An 18387-nucleotide genomic window follows, 5' to 3' on the forward strand; every position below is an offset into this window, starting at 1 on the left:
GTCACGATAGCCGGGGTGTGGACGACCGGCAAGGGTCCCGGTCACCGTGACGAGCGCTTCGGAGTCCGGGCGCCCGCGGAGGTTCCCCCGTCGATCATGAGATCGGTCCCGGTGACGTAGCTGCTGTCGTCGCTCGCGAGGTAGAGGATCGCCTTCGCCACCTCGAGCGGCAGGCCGCGGCGTTGCAACGGAATGCTTTTCACGTACGCGTCCATGTCGTCGTTCGCGAAGTCGGCGCCCGCCGTGATCGCCGTGTCGATACTGCCCGGGCACACGGCGTTGACCCGGATGTTTCTCTCCGCGAACTCCAGCGCCGCAACGCGGGTCAGGGCGCGCACGCCGAACTTCGACGCGCCGTAAGCGCCGAGTTCGGCGGTCGCGAGGACACCGCGCAGCGAAGACAGGTTGACCACCGATCCACCGGTGGTCATCGCGGCTCCCGCGGCCTGCAGTCCGAGAAACGTGCCCACCAGATTGAGGTCGATCATGCGTCGCAACTCGGCGAGCGAGGTGTCCATGATCGACGCCTTGGATGCGGCGCCGGCCGAGTTGACGAGAATGCGCATCGGATGGCCGCGGTCCGCCATCTCGGTGGTCACCCTGGACCAGTCGGCTTCCTCGGTCACGTCCAGATGCCGGTAATGGGCTCTTTCACCGAGTTTCGCCGCGACGCTGTTGCCGAGGTCGTCGTCGACGTCGCACAGGTACACCGTCGCACCGTGGGCGTGGAAGAGTTCCGCTGTCGCGGCGCCGATCCCGCGTGCCGCACCGGTGACGAGAGCACAGGTGTCACGCAGTCGCGCGTCGTGTGGCGTCACTGGATGAATCTCTTTTCCCAGTCGGCCTGGTATTCGGTGAGCGATTCGGGCGTCAGATCGGAAGGGTTGGGCAGTGCGATGTCCTGGGCGCGCGCGACGCTTCCTTCGATGCCGGGGAGGGCGCTCGCGTAGCCGAGCGACAGCGCCTTCTGGCCGGCCGGGGTGACCATGAAATTCGCCAGGACCTGAGCCGCATTCGGGTGCGGCGCAGCGGACAGGGCATGTGTGAACCAGGGTGTTCCCCACGGCGGTGTGGGCAGCGCCCAGTCGACGGGTGCGCCCGATTCCTTCTCCCGCACCAGCGGTTGCACCACCGGCGTGGCGACGATCTCGCCCGAGGTCAAGGCCTGGGCGACCCCCAGCGCGCTCGGGTAGATGCGCGGTTTCAGTTCGGCGAGCTTCTGGAGATAGCCGGGGCCGAAGTTCTTTTCGAAAAAGCGGTAGAAGTCGACGTAGGAGGCGATGCCCGACGGGTTGACGATGCCGATCTTGCCCTTCAACGCAGGGTCGAGGAGGTCCTCCGGCTTCTGCAGACCGCCGGGAAGAGCTGTCGTGTTCCATCCGAGGGAGAACACTGCCGCGCTGGTCAGGAAGAACCTGTCGGAGATGATGCTCTTCTGCGGTTCGTACTCCGGCGCGTCGAATGCCGGGCCGACGAGGTCGGTCGAGTAGGTTCCCGACTCCGCGGCGGTCTCGATCCAGGCGGAGTCGGTGAGCATGTGGACGTCGGCCGTGCCGCGTTTCGTCTGATTCTCGACCTCGACCTTCGGGTTGATGTCGGCGTCCGTTCCGCGGACGTACTCGAGCGAGATCTCGGGGTACTCCTGCTCGAATGCCACTTTGAGGGCCTCGAGATTGGCGGGGTTCTGGCTCGAGTACAGCAGTACGCTGCCTTCGCCCTTGGCGGCCGCGACGACGTCGTCCCACGTGCCCGACACGGGTTGGTTGACGCCGGAGCCGCTGGAACTGCAGGCGGCGGAGGCGAACGCGGCGACCACCGCGATGGCCATCAGCTTGATCGGCACTCTTCTCATGGCAGGAAAGTCCTTCCGGAATCGGTTCGGCGAGTGCGAACCTGGGTGTTCGGTAATGGATCGGGGAGTCGAACGGGGCCTACGACGCGAGAGCGTGGAGCAGTGCAGCAACGCGATCGGGAATCGTGACCATGGCCATGTGGCCGGATTCGAGAAAGACGGTGTCGCCGCCGACGACGGCCGCCGATCTCTCCTGCAGTTCCGGTGGATAGCAGGCGTCTTTGGTCAAACGTACGTATGTACGGGGTATGTCGGCGCGGAGACCGGACAGATCGACGGATTCGGTGAGGAGCGCGCCGCAGTCGTCGACGAGCTGATCGATCGTCCAGCCCGTCTGCTCGGCATCCATGTCGTTGCAGAGCATCGCGGCGGCGCCCGTCGGATCCTGGCGGTACACACCGTCTTCTATCGACGCTTCCACGGCGGTGCGGACGTCCGGATCGATCTGGTCGATCACCCGTGTGCCGTCGGGCGGGACGACGGCGGAGAGGTAGACGACGTGCCGCAGTCGGGGAGCGAGCGCCTGCATGACCTTCGGGGCCGTCACGCCCCCGAAGGAGTGTGCGACGAGGACGACATCCTCGAGGCCGGCCGCCTCCACGTCGTCGATGACGGCGGCGGCACAGTCGTCGAGGGTGACGGACCGCGGGTCGACGGAGCGCCGTCGTCCCCGTCCGGGGAGATCGACTGCGAGAGCGTCCTGTTCGAGTAAGGGGAGGAGTGGCTCCCAGCAGGAGGCACCCATTCCTGCGCCGTGGACGAGAACGAACGACATGTTGCTCCTCGCTAAATTGAACTGATATCAGTTTGAATCTAAAGAAGTGCTCCTGTGATGTCAATCACCTGATAGCGTGAAGTGAATCCAGTTCAGTTAGGGGATGGGTATGACGACACCACGGGCAGCGCAGCCGCTGCAACTCGGCTCGCTACAGCTGGCGAACCGCCTCGTCGGGACGCCGCACGCGTCGGGAGCCGTCGCCGGCGGCATCCCCGCACGCGGCGACGGCGACTACTGGCGGCGCTGCGCGGCCGGCGGTGCCGCGATGCTCATCGTCGGCGGCACCGTGGTGTCACCCGGTTCGACCAACCGCAACGGCAACATCACCGAGGCCTGGCGCCCCGAAGTTCTCGCCGGCCTGGAGGCCCGGGCGCGGGCCATCACCGAGGAGGGAGCCGTCGCGGCCTGCCAGCTGGTGCACCTCGGACGCGAGACGCTCGGCGCCGAGCTGTGGAGCCATCCCGTCGCGCCGTCCGCGGTCCGCTCACCGCGCGAACCGACGCGGCCTCGCGCCCTCTCGCCCGCCGACGTCGACGACATCGTCGACGCCTTCCGTACGTCCGCCGTCCACGCGTGGTCCGCCGGATTCCCGGTCGTCGAACTGCACGCGGCCCACGGGTATCTGCTGGCACAATTCCTCTCGCCGATCACCAATGTCGGCCGAGACGCCGCGACGGTGTCCCGGCGGGTGCGGATTCTCGACCGCATCGCGTTTGCGGTGCGCGACGCCTGCCCTGGAATCGTCCTCGGTGTGCGCGTCTCCGCGGAAGGCGGCGACGAGGCCGGACAGAGCATGGACGGGCTCTGCGAGGTGCTGCCACACCTCTCGGGATTCGACTACGTCAACGTCACCGTCGGCGTCCGCACCACCTACGTCCGCGACATGGCCGTCACCGACCCACCGCTCCTCGACGCGGTCGGCCGGTTGCGCGCCGCAGCGCTGACACCGCTGCTGGTGTCACACTCGTTTCGCACCGGCGCGTCCATCGACAGCGCGCTCCGTTCGGGAGCCGACCTCGTCGGCGTGGCACGACCGCTGATCGCGGACCCGAATTTCCCGAGGAAGATGCTGACCGGCCGGGAAGCCTCGATCCGGCCGTGTGTGTCGTGCAACGAGGACTGCAGGGCCTTCGACCCGGTCCTGCTCTGCTCGGTCAATCCCGAACTCGCCCCGCCCGGCCATTCCGCGCGTCCGGCACACCCGCTGTCGCTGGGTCCGACACGTTCGTCGAGGGACCGGCGGCGGATCGCGGTCGTCGGCGCCGGCCCGGCCGGGCTCGAGTGTGCGATGCGGCTCGGACCCGATCGGGACGTGACGCTCTTCGAACAGCGCGAGCGGATCGGCGGCCAGCTCGCGTTCGCCGCCGACGCGCCACATCGCAGCGGCTGGCGTCGCCTCCTCGACTACTACTCGGCCAACATGCCGGGGGTCGCGATCCGTCAGGGCCACACGGTGAGCGCCGCCGAGCTGGAGGACTTCGACGAGGTGGTTCTGGCCGTCGGAGCCGTCGAAGTGCCTCTGCCCGAGGCGGAAGGAACGAAGACGCTGCTGTCGTCGCAGGCGCTGGCCGGCGGAGGGGCGGCGCTCCGCGGCGCCGGACACGTCGTCGTGATCGACGACGGATTCGGGCTCTGGCCCGCGGCGAGTGCGGTCGAAGCGGCGCTGGCGGCCGGCGCCCGCCGGGTGACGGTCCTGACGCCGGCCGCGGCCTTTGCGTCGGGTCTGCCCGCCGAAGGTCGGGTCCAGTACCTGCGCCGGCTGTCGGGCGCGCCGGTCGACGTCCGGGTGCTGTCGTCGCTCGTCGCGGTCTCCGGCGGCTCGGTCGAGTTCGAGAACACCCTGTCGGGGGAGCGGGTGCGGCTCGACGCCGACCGCATCGTCGTCGCGGGTGAGCGGCGCTCGGTCGACTGGTCACTCCTGGTGCCGGAAAGCGCGCGCGTGCACGTCATCGGCGACGCGCTCGTGCCGCGCAAGGTCGCCCATGCCGTGGCAGAGGGCCGCTCCGCTGCCTGTGAGTACTTATTAACCACGGGCGGTTAATAAGTACTCACAGGGGGTGTGGGGTGTGGTTGCGCTCACATCCGCGGTCGTCTACGTTACTTGAACTGAAGTCAACTCAATTTGAATTCCGGCCGCCCCTCGGAGGCATCGTGGACCAGTTGTTCATCACTTTGACCACCGGCATCGCCAACGGTGCCGTGTACGGTCTCATCGGACTCGGATTGGTCATCATCTTCCGATCCACCGACGTCATGAATTTCGCCATGGCGTCGTTGTCGACCCTCGCCATCTACGTTGCCCTCAGTGCGTACGGGGCCGGCGTAGGCATTGTCGTCGCTCTGGTCGTCGCGGTGGCCTTCGGCGCCCTCAGCGGAGTCGTGGTGCGGGAAGCGCTGATTCGTCCGCTCGGGCAGGGGAAGTTGTTCGCCGCGCTCGTCGTCACGATGGGGCTGTCGATCATCGTCGAACATGTGATCGGCCAGTACTGGGGAGAGCAACCGCGACGATTCCCGCAACTCGTCGACGGCACGATCTCGATCGGCAACTCGAACCTGATGCTGCAGGACCTCGCGACGATTCTGCTCGCCGCGCTGGCCGTGTCGGCCATCGCATACCTGTTCACGCGGACACCGGTCGGATCCGCGATGCGTGCGGTCGCGGAATCGGCCGAGACCGCGGAGATCTTGGGCATCAACGCGCACAAGGTCGCGCGGATCGCATGGGCCCTCGGCATGGCGCTGGCGGTGCTGGGAGTCTTCCTGTACGCCCCGAAGACTGGAGTGTCGCCGGTGATCCTCGCCCCCGTGTTGTTCCGGGCGTTCGCCGGCATCCTCCTGGGTGGTCTGACGAGCATGTACGGCGCGGTCATCGGTGGGCTCGTCATCGGTGTGCTGGACAACTTGGCGGCGGCCTATATCTCCGCCAGTTTCCGCGACACGTTCGTCTTCTGCGTGGCGGTGCTCGTGCTGCTCATCCGTCCCCAGGGCATCTTCGGCCGCCAAACCTTCGAGAGGGTCTGAATTCATGATCACACAGGACATCTCGGGCCGGGGTGCAGGCCGCCTGGCCCAGCGGCTGTACAGCGCGGGTCAACTTCTCGGCGGACCGGTCGCGGCGATCCTGACGATTGCGTTGCTCTCTGCCGGACTCGTGCCCGGCTACCAGATCTACACGGTCGGACTTGCCGCGGTGTACGGACTGATCGTCCTGTCCATCTCGCTTCTGGCGGGGTGGACGGGTATCTGGTCGATCGGGCATCCCGCGATGGTCGCGATCGGCGCGTATGCGACGGCCTACGGCAGCAGTCACGGTTGGGGACTGGCCTTCACGTCCGTCGTCGCCGTTGTATTGTGCGCAGTGCTGGGAGGCTTCCTCGGTTTCGCCGGTTCCCGCTTCTCTGTGCTCTACGTCGCGCTCCTGACATTGGCGTTCACATTGGTGACGCTCGAAATCATCGGTGCGTGGAAGAGCGTGACGGGCGGCGACCAGGGCGTGCCGGTCGACACCTTCGGCGACCTCGTTCCGTCGTCCGACGACGTCACCTACCTGGCCGTCGGAGTCCTCGGTCTCGCCATCGCGGTATCGGTGTTCATGCGCCGCACCACCATTCGCATGCGCATGGTCGCGGCCAAGACGCACCCCCTGGCCGGCAGGTCGATCGGCATCGCTCCCGAACTGCAATCGAGCCTCGGTTTCGCGATCAGCGCGGGTGTCGCGGGTCTGGCGGGTGTACTCCTTGCCCTGCTGTCGGGCTTCATCAGCCCGGAAGGCTTTTCGATGGTGTTCGCGGTCAACCTGGTTGCCGCGACCGTGCTCGGCGGGACCGGCAGCGTGATCGGCGCCGTACTGGGTGGGGCGTTCCTCGCCTCCGCGCCGACGTTGTCGTCGTCGCTGTCGATCGACCAGCCGTACCTGATCGGGGGAGTCCTGATCCTCACCCTGCTGTTCCTCGCCGACGGCATCGTCCCGACGGCCGGGAAGCTGTTGCACCGATTCGTCCCTGCCACGCGTGTACTCGGCCGCCCCGCTTTGCCCATGCTTCTCGACACAGCTGATTCGGGAACGAACACGCCCGCCGATGCGGCCGCGGCAACCGTGCTGAAGACGGAGAGGCTCGGTGTTCGATTCGGCGGTCTTCAGGCCGTGCACGACATCGACCTCCGCGTGGGTGCCGGTGAGGTGCTCGCGATCATCGGGCCCAACGGCGCAGGCAAGACGACCTTCGTCAACGCCCTCTGCGGCCTGATCGGTGGCGGTGAAGTCGTGGGAACGATGGAACTCGGTGGCAGGCCCCTGCACGGGGTACGCGCGACTCGTCGACGCTCGCTCGGCCTCGGCCGGACCTTTCAGCATGCCGAACTCTTCGCCGAACTGACCGTGCTCGAAAATGTCAGTGTCGTCAACCGCTGGGGGCGCCGGGCCGATCGCGACAGTGCGGTGCGGGTCCTCGCGAGTGTCGGATTGTCCGACCACGTGCACCGGCTCCCCGACGAACTGCCGTTCGGGCTGCAGAAACGAGTCGACCTGGCCCGTGCGATCGCGGCGCTGGCCGACAACCCTCGCTTGATGGTGCTCGACGAACCGTTCGGTGGTCTCGACGCGGATGAACGGCACACCCTCGCCGGCCACATCCGGCGACTCTCGAAGTCCGGAACGTCCGTGATCATCATCGACCACGTGCTCGACGACCTGTTCGCCGTCGCGGACCGGGTGGTGGCGTTCGACTTCGGCGAGCTGATCGCCGACGGAACCCCGGACACCGTCCTGCAGAACCGTCAGGTCCGCGACTCGTACCTCGGAAATATCGACACCACTCTGATCGCACCCGAGATCGACCGGACGTCGACTCCGTTGATCTCCGTGCGGGGAATCGAGCACCACTACGCGGGTGTGCAGGCATTGTCCGGCATCGATCTCGACGTACATGCGGGCGGAATTCTCGGCATCGTGGGCGCGAACGGCGCCGGCAAGAGCACTCTGGGGCGGATCCTGCACGGCGACCTGCAGTCGACCGGGGGCACCCGCACGGTCACCGGCACGGACGCACTGCGCCTCAGCCTGGTTCCCGAGGGGCGTGCGCTGTTCCGCACCCTGTCGGTGCGGGAGAACCTGGAGGTCGCGGCGTACGCCGCAGGAATCTCCGGTCGCACCTTGCGAACTCGGCTCGACGAACTGCGCCAGGGGCTCCCCGAACGCGTCCGCACCCGCATGGACATACCGGCCGGCTCGTTGTCCGGCGGCGAACAGCAACTCGTCGCCATCGCCCGGGCGCTGATGGCCGACCCCGAAGTCCTGATCCTCGACGAACCCGCACTGGGGTTGTCTCCGGCGATGGTCGACGAGGTCTACTCACAGGTCAATGCGCTGGCACGCCGCGGCATCACAACTATCCTGCTCGACCAGTCACTCTCGCGCGCGCTCGAATCCTGCAGCGAGGTAGTCGTTTTGCGTCAAGGTGAGGTCGTCGCGCGCGGCAACAGTGGTTCCGCGGAATTCGCCCGGACCGCCGAGGCAGCGTACTTCGGCACGGATATCCCTGCCTCCACCGGTGAACTGCACTGAGGTGAACTGCACTGAATTGTCCCGACCTCGATCGGGAACGGAGAAAGGGGAGTACGGAGAAGATGAATATGTCTCGGACGGCAGGACAGGGCAGGTTCGAGGGTGCGGTCGCCCTGGTCACCGGCGGCGGATCGGGGATCGGGGCGGCCGTCGTCGCACAGCTCGTCGGTGAGGGAGCTGCCCGCGTCTACGTGGCGGATATCGCGGCCGAGAATGTGCGCCGGCGGCACGGCGACGACCCCACGACGATCGCGCGGGGCGTCGACGTGTCCGACCCGGAGGCCGTCGACGCCGTCATGGCGGAGGTTCTCGCCGCCGAGGGTCGGCTCGACGTGGTCGTCCACGCTGCCGGCGTGGACGATCCGGAGTCCAAGAAGATCATTACGGGCGCCGCCGCCGCGGGCACGCCGATCGACCTGACGGCGAATCTCACCGACGCGCAGTGGCGCCGGGTGATGTCGGTCAATCTCGACGGCACGTTTCACGTGGTCCGCTCCGCGGTGCGGGCGATGAAGCCGAAAGGAGGCGCGATCGTCGTGATCGGGTCGTCGTCGGCGTTCGACACCTTGATCGGATACCCGCACTACGCGGCGTCGAAAGCCGCCGTTCATGCGTTCTGCCAGGCCGTCGCCAAGGAAGTGGTGGCGTTCGGCATCCGACTCAACCTCGTCGCTCCCGGCCCGACGGAGACCGGCATGGCCGCGCGCACACCGGAAGAACTCAAAGTGCAGTGGGTCAACAACACGCCGGTGCCGTATGCGACTCCGGACGAGATCGCGGACAACGTGCTGTTCCTCGCTTCGGAACAGGCCAGGAACGTGGTCGGTGCGGTGCTTCTCAGCAACCGAGGACGCTTCACGGTCTGACTGCTCGCCTTCCGCAACGAAGAACGCATCCAGGTCGGGTTTTCCGACCTGGATGCATTTCGGCGTGCTACTGCGGTGACACGAAGTCTCCGATGGGGACGAATTTGCCACCCTCGACCTGAACTCGGACCACACTGTCGGTGCCGAGATGCTCGTCGGAGCTGAACGTGAGAGGAGGCATCACGCCGGTGTCGAGTGTGCCGCTCGTGGTGATCGCGTCGGTGACGGACTTCGATGTGATGTCGCCGTCGATGCCGGCAAGGATCTGGGCGAACGCTTTGGCCGAGCCATACGTTGCCAGCGAGTAGAAGTCGGGCTTCTCGCCCGGCTTGTACTTCGCGAGCGCCTGCCGGTACTCCTCGACCTCCGGGTTGTCGGCGGTGGGCGGCAGCGTCAGCGACACGGCGCGGAACCCTTCCGCGTTCGCACCCGCGAGGTCGAGCAGGCTGTTACCGATCGTGGGGGAGTAGCCGTAGCTGGGGATCTTGACACCCTGCAGAGCCATCTCGTTGAGGTAGGCCGCGGCCTCCTGGATCGGCAGGATCGTCAGGACCGCATCGGGTGCAGACGAACGGATTTGGGACACGAACGGGCTGTAGTCCGTGGTGCCGAGCTTGACCTCGACCGTCGAGACTTGTGCCCCGGCCTTCTCGAGCTCGGTCGTGGCGACCGCGCCCACATTCACGAACGCGGCCGGATCGTTGCGGATGATCGTGACCTTCTTCGCGCCCTCGTCGAGGGCCCATTGCGCGGCGGCGCGTGCCTGGTTCTCGTAGAGCGTCTGGCTGCCGAACAACCCGTCTCTCGGCGGGTCGTACCAGGCGGCGGAACCGCCGTAGGTCCCGAAGATGGGGATCTTGTTCTGTTCGAGGACGAACGGGAACGTCGCCTCGGTGGTGGCCGTGCCGTTGGCGCCGACGATGGCGACAACCTTGTCGCGTGAGACCAGCTGTCGCGCTATCTGAATCGTCTGCTGCGGATCGAAGGCATTGTCGACGGGAGTCCACTCGATGGGGCGGCCGTGTATTCCTCCTGCGGCGTTGAGCTGGTCGAAGAACGCCTGGGTGCCGGCCTCCTGAGGTAGACCTCCCGAAGCCTGCGGCCCCGAAAGGGGAAGCCATGCGCCGAGTTTGATCGGCCCGCCCGGATCGCCGTCGCCGGCTTGCGACCCGCATGCTGTCAACGTCGTGGCGAGTACCACGCCGACGGTGAGAAGAATTTTCCGCACATCCACTCCTTGAATCGAGTTCAGTTCAATGGATGGTATAGAGGAAATGCTGTGGCGGCAATCACATCGCGAATGGGGCCCGTTGGATGCTTCCGTCGAACTCTCGAACCCTTGAACTGACTTCAGTTGAGGGGATACGGTGATGCGGGTAATGCCATTGCTCGGTCGAAGGGGATGAGGAACACCAGATGCCAGAAATCGAAACCGACGTACTCGTCATCGGCGCCGGAATGGCCGGGTTGACTGCGGCCGCGCGGGCGGCGACCCGTGGACGATCGGTCGTCGTCGTCGAGAAGTCCGCGGCGATCGGCGGGTCCGCCCAGTTTGCAGGATATGCCTGGACCGCGCCGTCGCACGAGGTCATGGACGAGGTCAACCCGCACGGTGACCCCGCGTTGCGCCGGGCGCTCGTCGACGGGTTCTCCGACGGGATCGACTGGATCCGGTCGCTCGGCGTCGACTGCGCGGACGCGGTGACCGTTCTCCGTTACGGAACCGGCCATCAGTTCGACACCAATCACTACATCGACGAGTGTCGCCGGCGAATCCGGAGTCGCGGCGGTGAGCTGCACGCGGGCGCAGAGACCCTCTCGCTGCTCACGTCCGACGGCGGCGTCGTCGGTGCGCATGTGCGGCTCTCGGACGGTACGGAATGTGAAATACGATCCGGAGCAACCGTTCTCGCGACCGGTGGATTTCAGGCGAATACCGCACTGGCCGCCGCGCACATCCACCCCGCGGCATCCGAGATGCAACTGCGCTCCAATCCCGTCAGCGCGGGTGACGGACTACGCCTGGCCGAATCCGTCGGCGCAGCGACCGGAACGCATCGGTCCGGCTTCTACGGCCACCTCGTACCGGCCGGTGTGCGCTTTCGCGACCCGTCCGATTTCGTGGCGCTGTCGCTCTACTACAGCGAGCATGCGCTGCTGTTCAATCTCGACAACCGCCGGTTCACGGACGAGACGGTCGGGGACCATCTGACGACGATGGACCTGCTCGAACAGCCCGAGTCGCGAGGATTGCTCGTCGCCGACGCGCGGGTCTACCGCGACTGGATCACCGGCAGCTACGTGGAAGGCGCCGCCTCGCTCGACAAGTTCGACCTCGCGCAGCGCCGGGGCGGGCGGTGTGGCATCGCCGAGAACCTGGACGAGTTCGCCTACCTTCCCGAAGAGTGGGGCTACGACGGCGCCGCGATCGCGAATCAGATCCGCTCTCTCGATGCGGTCGGCACGGACGGGCAGCCTCCGCGGAGGTTCGACTCGTCCCCGCTCGACGAGGGTCCGTACTACCTCGTCGAGGCATGCCCGGCGCTGACCTTCCCGTTCCACGGCATCCGAATCGACGAGCACGGCCGAGTCCTCGATTCGGCGGGTGGCACGATCAGCGGCCTGTTCGCCGCCGGATCGGACACCGGCGGGCTCTACAACCGCGCGTACACGGGCGGCATCGCGCCTGCTCTGGTGTTCGGCCTGGCCGCGGCGGACCACGCCACACGGGGGCGTGCCCACATCACGTCCGGCGAGGGCCCGTAGGCTGACACCCGTGCGCGTACTCGTTATCGGCTCCGGAGCCCGTGAACATGCCCTCCTTCTCGCTCTTGCTCGCGATCCAGGGGTCAGTGCCCTGATGTGCGCGCCCGGCAACGCCGGGATCGGCAAGATCGCCGAGCAGCACCCCGTCGACATCGCGTCCGGGGAGGCCGTGGCGGCCCTCGCGAAGAAGCTCGACGCCGACCTCGTCGTGGTCGGCCCCGAGGTCCCGCTGGTGCTGGGTGTCGCGGACGCCGTCCGCGCGGCAGGCATCGCCTGCTTCGGACCGTCGGCAGACGCCGCGCGCATCGAGGGTTCCAAGGCGTTCGCCAAGGACGTCATGGCCGCCGCCGGTGTGAAGACCGCGCACAGCGAGATCGTCGACTCGCCCGCCAAGCTGGACGAGGCACTCGACCGCTTCGGTCCCAACTGGGTGGTCAAGGATGACGGCCTCGCGGCAGGCAAGGGCGTCGTGGTCACCACGGATCGTGACGCGGCCCGCGATCACGCGGCCGAACTGCTCGAGAACGGTCACCCCGTTCTCCTCGAATCCTTCCTCGACGGTCCCGAGGTGTCGCTGTTCTGCGTCGTCGACGGCGAGACCGTCGTGCCGCTGCTGCCGGCCCAGGACCACAAGCGCGTCGGCGACGGCGACACCGGACCCAACACCGGCGGCATGGGCGCGTACACGCCGCTGCCGTGGCTGCCCGAGCAGACGGTGACCCAGATCGTCGACGACGTCGTGAAGCCGGTCGCGGCCGAGCTCGTCGCCCGGGGCAGCGCGTTCAGTGGCCTGCTGTATGCCGGGCTGGCGATCGGCAAGGACGGCCCCGCCGTGGTCGAGTTCAACTGCCGCTTCGGCGACCCCGAGACGCAGGCGGTCCTCGCCCTGCTGAAGAGCCCGCTCGGCGAACTGCTGAACGCCGCGGCCACCGGAACGCTCGATCAGGTCGCGCCGCTCGAATGGCAGGACGGCTCGGCGGTGACCGTCGTGGTCGCGGCCGAGCACTACCCGGCGACCCCGCGCACCGGCGACGTGATCACCGGCGCCGACGGTGACGGCGTCCTGCACGCAGGCACCAAGCTCGTCGACGACCAGGTGGTCTCCGCCGGCGGGCGCGTGCTCAGCGTGGTCGGAGTCGGGGCCGACCTCGACGCGGCGCGCGCGGATGCGTACTCCAAGATCTCCGCGATCAAGCTGCCGGGAAGCCACTTCCGCAAGGACATCGGACTGGCCGCGGTCGAGGGACGTATCGCCCTTCCCTAGGTCGGAGCGCTCCAACGACTGCGAGGCGTGCACCCCCGGAACATTCGGGGGTGCACGCCTTTTTCGTCACGTCACCGGGCGGTCCATCCTCCGTCGATCGTGTAGGAGGCGCCGGTGACCATGCCTGCGTCGGCGGACGCGAGCCACGCGACGAGGGACGCCACCTCCGACGGTTCCACCAGTCGCTTGATCGCGCTCTCGGTGAGCATCACCTTCTCGATCACGTCGGCCTCGCTGATGCCGTGGACCTGTGCCTGATCCGCGATCTGCTTCTGCACCAACGGTGTCAGCACGTAACCGGGGTTGACGCAGTTGCTGGTCACGCCGTGCGGGCCGCCCTCGAGCGCCGTCACCTTCGACAGTCCCTCGAGTCCGTGCTTGGCGGTGACGTACGCGGACTTGAACGCCGATGCGCGGAGCCCGTGCACGGACGAGACGTTGATAATGCGCCCAAATCCCGTGGAGTACATGTGCGGCAAGGCGGCACGGATCAGCAGGAACGGTGCCTCGACCATCAGCGTCTGGATGCGCCGGAAGTCCTCGGGGCGGAATTCCTCGATGGGACTGATGGTTTGGATACCGGCGTTGTTGACGAGGATGTCGGTCTCCAGCCGCAGCTCGGTGAGCGGATCGGTGTCGAGGAGGTCGACGTGCCACGCGGTTCCGTCGATTTCGTCGGCGAGGCTCTTGGCGGCCACGTCGTCGAGGTCGGCGACCGTGACGTGGGCTCCGCGTGCGGCGAGCGTCCGGGCGCAGGCCGCCCCGATCCCGCTGGCGCCTCCGGTGACGAGCGCGGTGCGTCCGGCCAGGTTCTGCTCGGTCATGCGGGGACCCCGTCCTTCGCGCCGGCAGCCTTCTCGTCCGCCAGGATCTGGGCGTCCGCCGCGTCGATCGATTCGAGCGAGATGCCCTTGGTCTCCCGGGCGACGATCACGGCGACGACGGTGACGAGGCACGCGATCGCCAGGTAGATCGCAATCGGAACGGACGAGTCGTACTTGCTGAGCAGGCTGGCCGCGATGATCGGCGCCAGCGAACCGGCCACGATCGACGTCACCTGGTAGCCGAGGGAGACACCCGAGTACCGCATGCGCGTCGGGAACATCTCGGCCATGATCGCCGGCTGGCCGGCGTACATGAAGGCGTGGAAGACCAGGCCGATGATGATCGCTCCGAGGATGACGGCGTTGTGCCCGCTGTTCATCATCGGGAACGCGAAGAAGCCCCACGTGCCCGCGGTCACCGCGCCGATCATGTAGACGGGACGCCGGCCGATGGTGTCCGAGAGCCGCCCGACCAGCGGGATCACCGCGAAGTGCACGGCATGCGCGATCAGCATCCACCACAGGATCTGCGCGGTGTCCGTGTGGACCACGACCTTGAGGTAGGTGATCGAGAACGTGACCACCAGGTAGTACATGACGTTCTCACCGAAACGCAGGCCCATCGCCGTCAGCACGCCGCGGGGGTAGCGCTTGAGCACCTCGAAGACGCTGAACGACGTCTCCTTGATGTGCTCCGCTTCCTTCTGCGCCTGGATGAAGATCGGAGCGTCCGTGACCTTCGTGCGGATGTAGTAGCCGACGAGGACGATCACGGCCGACAGCCAGAACGCCACGCGCCAGCCCCAGCTGAGGAACGCCGCATCGGACAGCGTCGTCGTCAGGATCAGCAGGACGACGGTCGCGACGAGGTTTCCGGCAGGCACGCCGGCCTGCGGCCACGACGACCAGAAGCCGCGGGAGCGGTTCGGGCTGTGCTCGGCCACCAGCAGCACCGCACCACCCCACTCGCCGCCGACGGCGAATCCCTGGATGAAGCGGAGGGTGACGAGCAGGGCCGGGGCCCAGTACCCGATCTGGTTGTAGGTGGGCAGGCAGCCCATCAGGAACGTGGCGGCGCCGACGAGGAGGAGGCTGAACTGGAGCAGTTGCTTGCGGCCGAACTTGTCGCCGAAGTGACCGAAGACGATGCCGCCGAGGGGCCGGGCGACGAAGCCGACGGCGTACGTCACAAACGCCGCGATGATCGCGTCGAGTTCGTTGCCGCCGGCGGCGAAGAAGACCTTGCTGAACACGAGCGTCGCCGCGGTCCCGTAGAGGAAGAACTCGTACCATTCGACGACGGTGCCGGCCATGGACGCGCCGACCACCTTCTTCAGCCCCGACGGCGGGGCTTCCTTCGCGTGCGCTGTCTCGTCGACGCTCATCTGTCGCTCCTCGTTACACTCCGTACCCCGTTGTGACTGGGGACACACTTCGTTGGTCCTGCCGAGTATTGATGCATATTTGTGCGCACACAATGACGCAACCTGCAGTCGGCATGTGCAAATATGCAGAAATGACCTCCGGAACAGCCCTGCCCAGCGCCGACGACCTGCTCGTACTGCTGGCAGTGGGGCGAACCGGCCGCTTCAACACCGCCGCCGACGATCTGGGTGTCAACCACACAACCATCTCGCGCCGGATCGCGAGTCTGGAGAAAAGCCTCGGCGGCCGGGTCCTCGTGAAGGCCGCGGGCGGGTGGGAACTCACCGACCTCGGGCGGCAGGCGCTGACCGCGGCCGAGCGTGTGGAGGCCGCCGTCCACGGACTCGTCGCCGAACCCGGCCGCGCCGACCACCTGCAGGGCGTGGTCCGGGTGTCGGCGACCGACGGGTTCAGCGCCTACATCGCGGCACCCGCCGGCGCACTGATCCGAAGCAGGCACCCCGAGGTGTCCGTGGAGATCGTCGCGATCACCCGCCGGGCCTCACAGCATCGCTCGGGCCTCGACATCGAGATCGTCGTGGGCAAGCCGCAGGTGCACCGGGCGGAGGCGCTGTGGCTGGCCGACTACACCCTCGGCCTGTACGGCGCGAAGTCGTACCTGTCCGAACACGGCACCCCGAGGCAGGTGGGAGATCTGGCCGATCATTCACTCGTCTACTTCATCGACTCGATGCTGCAGGTCGACGAACTCGACCTCGCGCGCCGCCTTACCGTGTCCATGCGCGAATCGGTGACGTCGACCAACGTGTTCGTGCACGTCGAGGCCACCCGGGCGTCGGCGGGCATCGGATTGCTGCCGTGCTTCATGGCCGACCGCCACGACGACCTCGTGCGGGTGCTGCCCGGGCAGGTCGAGGCCACGCTGGCGTACTGGCTCGTCGCGCGACCCGAGTCGTTGCGCCGACCGGAGGTCGCGGCGGTGGTGGGGGCGATCCGGGAGACGGTGGAGTCGCAGCGGGACGCGTTGGCGGGGCAATGAGCGCGTCACGCTAGCGTCAAGGGGTGCGTCCAGAATCCCAGCGGTCCAACATCCAGACCTTCCACGTGATGGACGTGTGGAAGGCCGCCACCGAACGTCAGCGCACCCACGGTGACGTGCTGACGCTCGCGGCGGGACAGCCGTCCACTCCTGCGCCGCAGCCGGTGCTCCGCGCGACGCGGGAAGTGCTCGACGGACACCTGCTCGGCTACACCGAGACGTTCGGCATTCTGCCGCTGCGGGAGGCGATCGCCGGATACCACTCCGCCAAGTCCGGTATCGACGTCGACGCCGAGGACGTCGTCGTGACCACCGGATCCTCGGGCGCGTTCACGCTGCTGTTCCTCGCCGCGTTCGATGTTCGCGACACCGTCGTGGTGGCCCGCCCCGGCTACCCGGCCTACCGGAACACGCTCGCCGCGCTCGGCTGCAACGTCATCGAGATCGACTGCGGAGCAGACACCCGGTTCCAGCCGACGGTCGCGATGCTCGACGCCCTGCCCGAGCCGCCGGCCGGACTGATCGTCGCCAGCCCCGCCAACCCCACCGGCACCGTCATCGACCCCGGCGAACTGGCCGCCCTCGCCCGCTGGTGCGACGACCACGGGACGCTGCTGATCTCCGACGAGATCTACCACGGCATCGGATACGGCGAGCAGGCGATGACGAGCTCGTGGGAGACGTCGCGCGAATCCGTCGTCGTCGGATCGGTGTCCAAGTACTTCTCGATGACGGGCTGGCGGCTGGGTTGGATGCTGGTCCCCGAGGGGCTGCGCCGGCCGCTGCAGCGGCTCGCGTCGAACATGACGGTGTGCCCGCCGGCCATCTCCCAGTACGCGGCGATCGCCGCGTTCACCGAGGAGTCGAGGGCCGAGCTCGACGGCCACGTCCAGCGCTACGCCGTCAACCGGGAGCTGCTGCTCACCGGGCTTCCGGAACTGGGCATCACCGACCTGGCGCCCGCCGACGGCGCGTTCTACGTGTACGCCGACATCGGGCACCTGCTCGGCGGATCCCACGGCGGCACGTCGACGGAATGGTGCTCGCGACTGCTGCAGGACACCGGTCTGGCGCTGGCCCCGGGCATCGATTTCGACACCGTCCACGGCGACCGGACGGTCCGGCTGTCGTTCGCCGGATCCACCGCCGAGGTCCGGGAATCGCTGGTGCGACTGGGTCGCTGGCTGTAGCCGGAGTTTCCCGGCCACGCCTCTTGCGGCGCCGCCGCAGCAGTTGTTCGATGGACTTGGGCGCACTGCGTGTTCGGTGTGCCAGGCAAGGAGAACGGCGATGCTGTACATCGCGTTGTTCGCATTCATGTTGTGGGTCCTGTGCTTCGCCGACGCCATCACCACCGACGACGACCAGTTCCGGAACCTCTCGAAGGAGGGCTGGCTGGTGATCGTGCTGCTGCTTCCGCTCGTCGGCTCGGTGTTGTGGCTCGTCGTCGGACGGCCGCCGAAGGACCCGGGCGATCGGCTGCCCGCCGACCCCGAGGAAGCCGAGTTCGTGCGGCGGTGCCGGGAACGGGCAGAGGAGCAGCGCCGGGAAGGTTTCCACGGGCACGACCAGGAGTAGAAGGCCTACACTGTGGCTAGGATTACACTGTTACACACCGGCCCTGAGGCGACGACATGAGCGACATCAGTCATCCACAGCCACCCGTTCCCGGCGGAGTCCGCATCGGGACCGTGGAACGGGAGCACGCCGCGGCGGCACTCGCCGAACATTTCGCAGCCGGACGGCTCGAGACCGACGAGTTCGACGCGAGGGTCCGCCAGGCGTACCTCGCCAAGACCGCCGCCGACCTCACGCCGCTTTTCGCGGACCTCCCGGACGAAGAGCGCTTCGCGCCCGAACCCGATCGCGTGCGCCGCGATCCGGGACGGGAGGCCGCGGCGCTGCGGACGCTGGTGTTCGTGGTGGCCGTGCTCGCCGCGATCCTGTGGGTCGCCCTGGTCCGCGTCCCCCCGCTCGTCTTCCTGCCCATCGTCTGGCTCGTGCTGGCCCGTCGCGGTTTCGGCAGGCGGTCGTGCCGGGCGTGGTGAC

At 67.4% G+C, this 18387-nt stretch carries 16 protein-coding genes; 10 read left to right on the forward strand and 6 right to left on the reverse strand.

What is annotated here, in order from left to right; genetic code table 11:
- Window positions 1-41: 41 nt before the first annotated feature.
- The 3 genes from FND50_RS06660 to FND50_RS06670 all read right to left on the reverse strand — a co-directional run bounded on the left by FND50_RS06660 (window position 42) and on the right by FND50_RS06670 (window position 2627).
- A complete protein-coding gene (locus tag FND50_RS06660; protein ID WP_144285208.1) occupies window positions 42-818 on the reverse strand; it encodes an SDR family NAD(P)-dependent oxidoreductase in 777 nt (258 codons plus the stop codon).
- A complete protein-coding gene (locus tag FND50_RS06665) occupies window positions 815-1852 on the reverse strand; it encodes an ABC transporter substrate-binding protein (protein ID WP_144285209.1) in 1038 nt (345 codons plus the stop codon). The genes FND50_RS06660 and FND50_RS06665 overlap by 4 nt, the downstream gene beginning before the upstream one ends.
- A gap of 79 nt (window positions 1853-1931) precedes the next feature.
- Window positions 1932-2627 (reverse strand): alpha/beta fold hydrolase, encoded by a 696-nt coding sequence (locus FND50_RS06670; protein ID WP_144285210.1) that lies wholly within the window; start codon window positions 2625-2627, stop codon window positions 1932-1934.
- Between the two features lie 109 nt (window positions 2628-2736).
- Between FND50_RS06670 and FND50_RS06675 the strand changes: the two genes are divergently transcribed.
- From FND50_RS06675 to FND50_RS06690, 4 genes are all read left to right on the forward strand, one after another.
- A complete protein-coding gene (locus FND50_RS06675; protein WP_144285211.1) occupies window positions 2737-4671 on the forward strand; it encodes an FAD-dependent oxidoreductase in 1935 nt (644 codons plus the stop codon).
- A 110-nt stretch (window positions 4672-4781) separates the two neighbouring features.
- Window positions 4782-5651: a branched-chain amino acid ABC transporter permease gene (locus tag FND50_RS06680; RefSeq protein WP_144285212.1), complete on the forward strand. Its 870-nt coding sequence runs from the start codon at window positions 4782-4784 to the stop codon at window positions 5649-5651.
- A 4-nt stretch (window positions 5652-5655) separates the two neighbouring features.
- Complete coding sequence (locus FND50_RS06685) at window positions 5656-8193, forward strand: ATP-binding cassette domain-containing protein (protein ID WP_144285213.1); 2538 nt, start codon at window positions 5656-5658, stop codon at window positions 8191-8193.
- A gap of 68 nt (window positions 8194-8261) precedes the next feature.
- Window positions 8262-9059, forward strand: coding sequence for an SDR family NAD(P)-dependent oxidoreductase (locus tag FND50_RS06690; protein WP_144285214.1), 798 nt, complete (start codon window positions 8262-8264; stop codon window positions 9057-9059).
- Between the two features lie 67 nt (window positions 9060-9126).
- On the opposite strand, the gene FND50_RS06695 is transcribed toward FND50_RS06690, so the two are convergent.
- Window positions 9127-10287: an ABC transporter substrate-binding protein gene (locus tag FND50_RS06695; RefSeq protein ID WP_144285215.1), complete on the reverse strand. Its 1161-nt coding sequence runs from the start codon at window positions 10285-10287 to the stop codon at window positions 9127-9129.
- 188 nt (window positions 10288-10475) lie between these two features.
- Between FND50_RS06695 and FND50_RS06700 the strand changes: the two genes are divergently transcribed.
- Together FND50_RS06700 and purD are read left to right on the forward strand one after the other, a co-directional pair.
- On the forward strand, window positions 10476-11825 hold the full coding sequence (locus FND50_RS06700) for an FAD-dependent oxidoreductase (RefSeq protein ID WP_144285216.1): 1350 nt from the start codon (window positions 10476-10478) through the stop codon (window positions 11823-11825).
- A gap of 10 nt (window positions 11826-11835) precedes the next feature.
- A complete protein-coding gene (purD, locus tag FND50_RS06705) occupies window positions 11836-13089 on the forward strand; it encodes a phosphoribosylamine--glycine ligase (RefSeq protein WP_005566389.1) in 1254 nt (417 codons plus the stop codon).
- 71 nt (window positions 13090-13160) lie between these two features.
- On the opposite strand, the gene FND50_RS06710 is transcribed toward purD, so the two are convergent.
- Window positions 13161-13913, reverse strand: a complete 753-nt coding sequence (locus FND50_RS06710) for a 3-hydroxybutyrate dehydrogenase (protein ID WP_144285217.1) — start codon at window positions 13911-13913, stop codon at window positions 13161-13163.
- Entirely contained in the window at window positions 13910-15298 is a 1389-nt protein-coding gene (locus FND50_RS06715; RefSeq protein WP_144285218.1) for an MFS transporter, read from the reverse strand. Before FND50_RS06715 ends, FND50_RS06710 begins: the two co-directional genes overlap by 4 nt.
- A 131-nt stretch (window positions 15299-15429) precedes the next feature.
- Between FND50_RS06715 and FND50_RS06720 the strand changes: the two genes are divergently transcribed.
- The 4 genes from FND50_RS06720 to FND50_RS06735 all read left to right on the forward strand — a co-directional run bounded on the left by FND50_RS06720 (window position 15430) and on the right by FND50_RS06735 (window position 18386).
- Window positions 15430-16338, forward strand: coding sequence for a LysR family transcriptional regulator (locus FND50_RS06720; protein ID WP_144285219.1), 909 nt, complete (start codon window positions 15430-15432; stop codon window positions 16336-16338).
- A 23-nt stretch (window positions 16339-16361) separates the two neighbouring features.
- Complete coding sequence (locus FND50_RS06725; protein ID WP_144285220.1) at window positions 16362-17528, forward strand: pyridoxal phosphate-dependent aminotransferase; 1167 nt, start codon at window positions 16362-16364, stop codon at window positions 17526-17528.
- 100 nt (window positions 17529-17628) lie between these two features.
- Entirely contained in the window at window positions 17629-17916 is a 288-nt protein-coding gene (locus FND50_RS06730) for a PLDc N-terminal domain-containing protein (protein ID WP_144285221.1), read from the forward strand.
- Between the two features lie 56 nt (window positions 17917-17972).
- A complete protein-coding gene (locus FND50_RS06735) occupies window positions 17973-18386 on the forward strand; it encodes a DUF1707 domain-containing protein (protein ID WP_144285222.1) in 414 nt (137 codons plus the stop codon).
- Window position 18387: the final 1 nt, after the last annotated feature.

It is taken from the genome of Rhodococcus sp. WB9 (assembly GCF_007558985.1).
GTDB lineage: Bacteria > Actinomycetota > Actinomycetes > Mycobacteriales > Mycobacteriaceae > Rhodococcus_F > Rhodococcus_F opacus.

Excerpts from the sequence above, each read along its gene's own strand:
- FND50_RS06665 (WP_144285209.1), bottom strand. The coding sequence starts at position 1,852 with ATGAGAAGAGTGCCGATCAAGCTGATGGCCATCGCGGTGGTCGCCGCG.
- FND50_RS06670 (WP_144285210.1), bottom strand. The coding sequence starts at position 2,627 with ATGTCGTTCGTTCTCGTCCACGGCGCAGGAATGGGTGCCTCCTGCTGG.
- FND50_RS06675 (WP_144285211.1), top strand. The coding sequence starts at position 2,737 with ATGACGACACCACGGGCAGCGCAGCCGCTGCAACTCGGCTCGCTACAG.
- FND50_RS06685 (WP_144285213.1), top strand. The coding sequence starts at position 5,656 with ATGATCACACAGGACATCTCGGGCCGGGGTGCAGGCCGCCTGGCCCAG.
- FND50_RS06690 (WP_144285214.1), top strand. The coding sequence starts at position 8,262 with ATGTCTCGGACGGCAGGACAGGGCAGGTTCGAGGGTGCGGTCGCCCTG.
- FND50_RS06700 (WP_144285216.1), top strand. The coding sequence starts at position 10,476 with ATGCCAGAAATCGAAACCGACGTACTCGTCATCGGCGCCGGAATGGCC.
- FND50_RS06710 (WP_144285217.1), bottom strand. The coding sequence starts at position 13,913 with ATGACCGAGCAGAACCTGGCCGGACGCACCGCGCTCGTCACCGGAGGC.
- FND50_RS06715 (WP_144285218.1), bottom strand. The coding sequence starts at position 15,298 with ATGAGCGTCGACGAGACAGCGCACGCGAAGGAAGCCCCGCCGTCGGGG.
- FND50_RS06720 (WP_144285219.1), top strand. The coding sequence starts at position 15,430 with ATGACCTCCGGAACAGCCCTGCCCAGCGCCGACGACCTGCTCGTACTG.
- FND50_RS06730 (WP_144285221.1), top strand. The coding sequence starts at position 17,629 with ATGCTGTACATCGCGTTGTTCGCATTCATGTTGTGGGTCCTGTGCTTC.
- FND50_RS06735 (WP_144285222.1), top strand. The coding sequence starts at position 17,973 with ATGAGCGACATCAGTCATCCACAGCCACCCGTTCCCGGCGGAGTCCGC.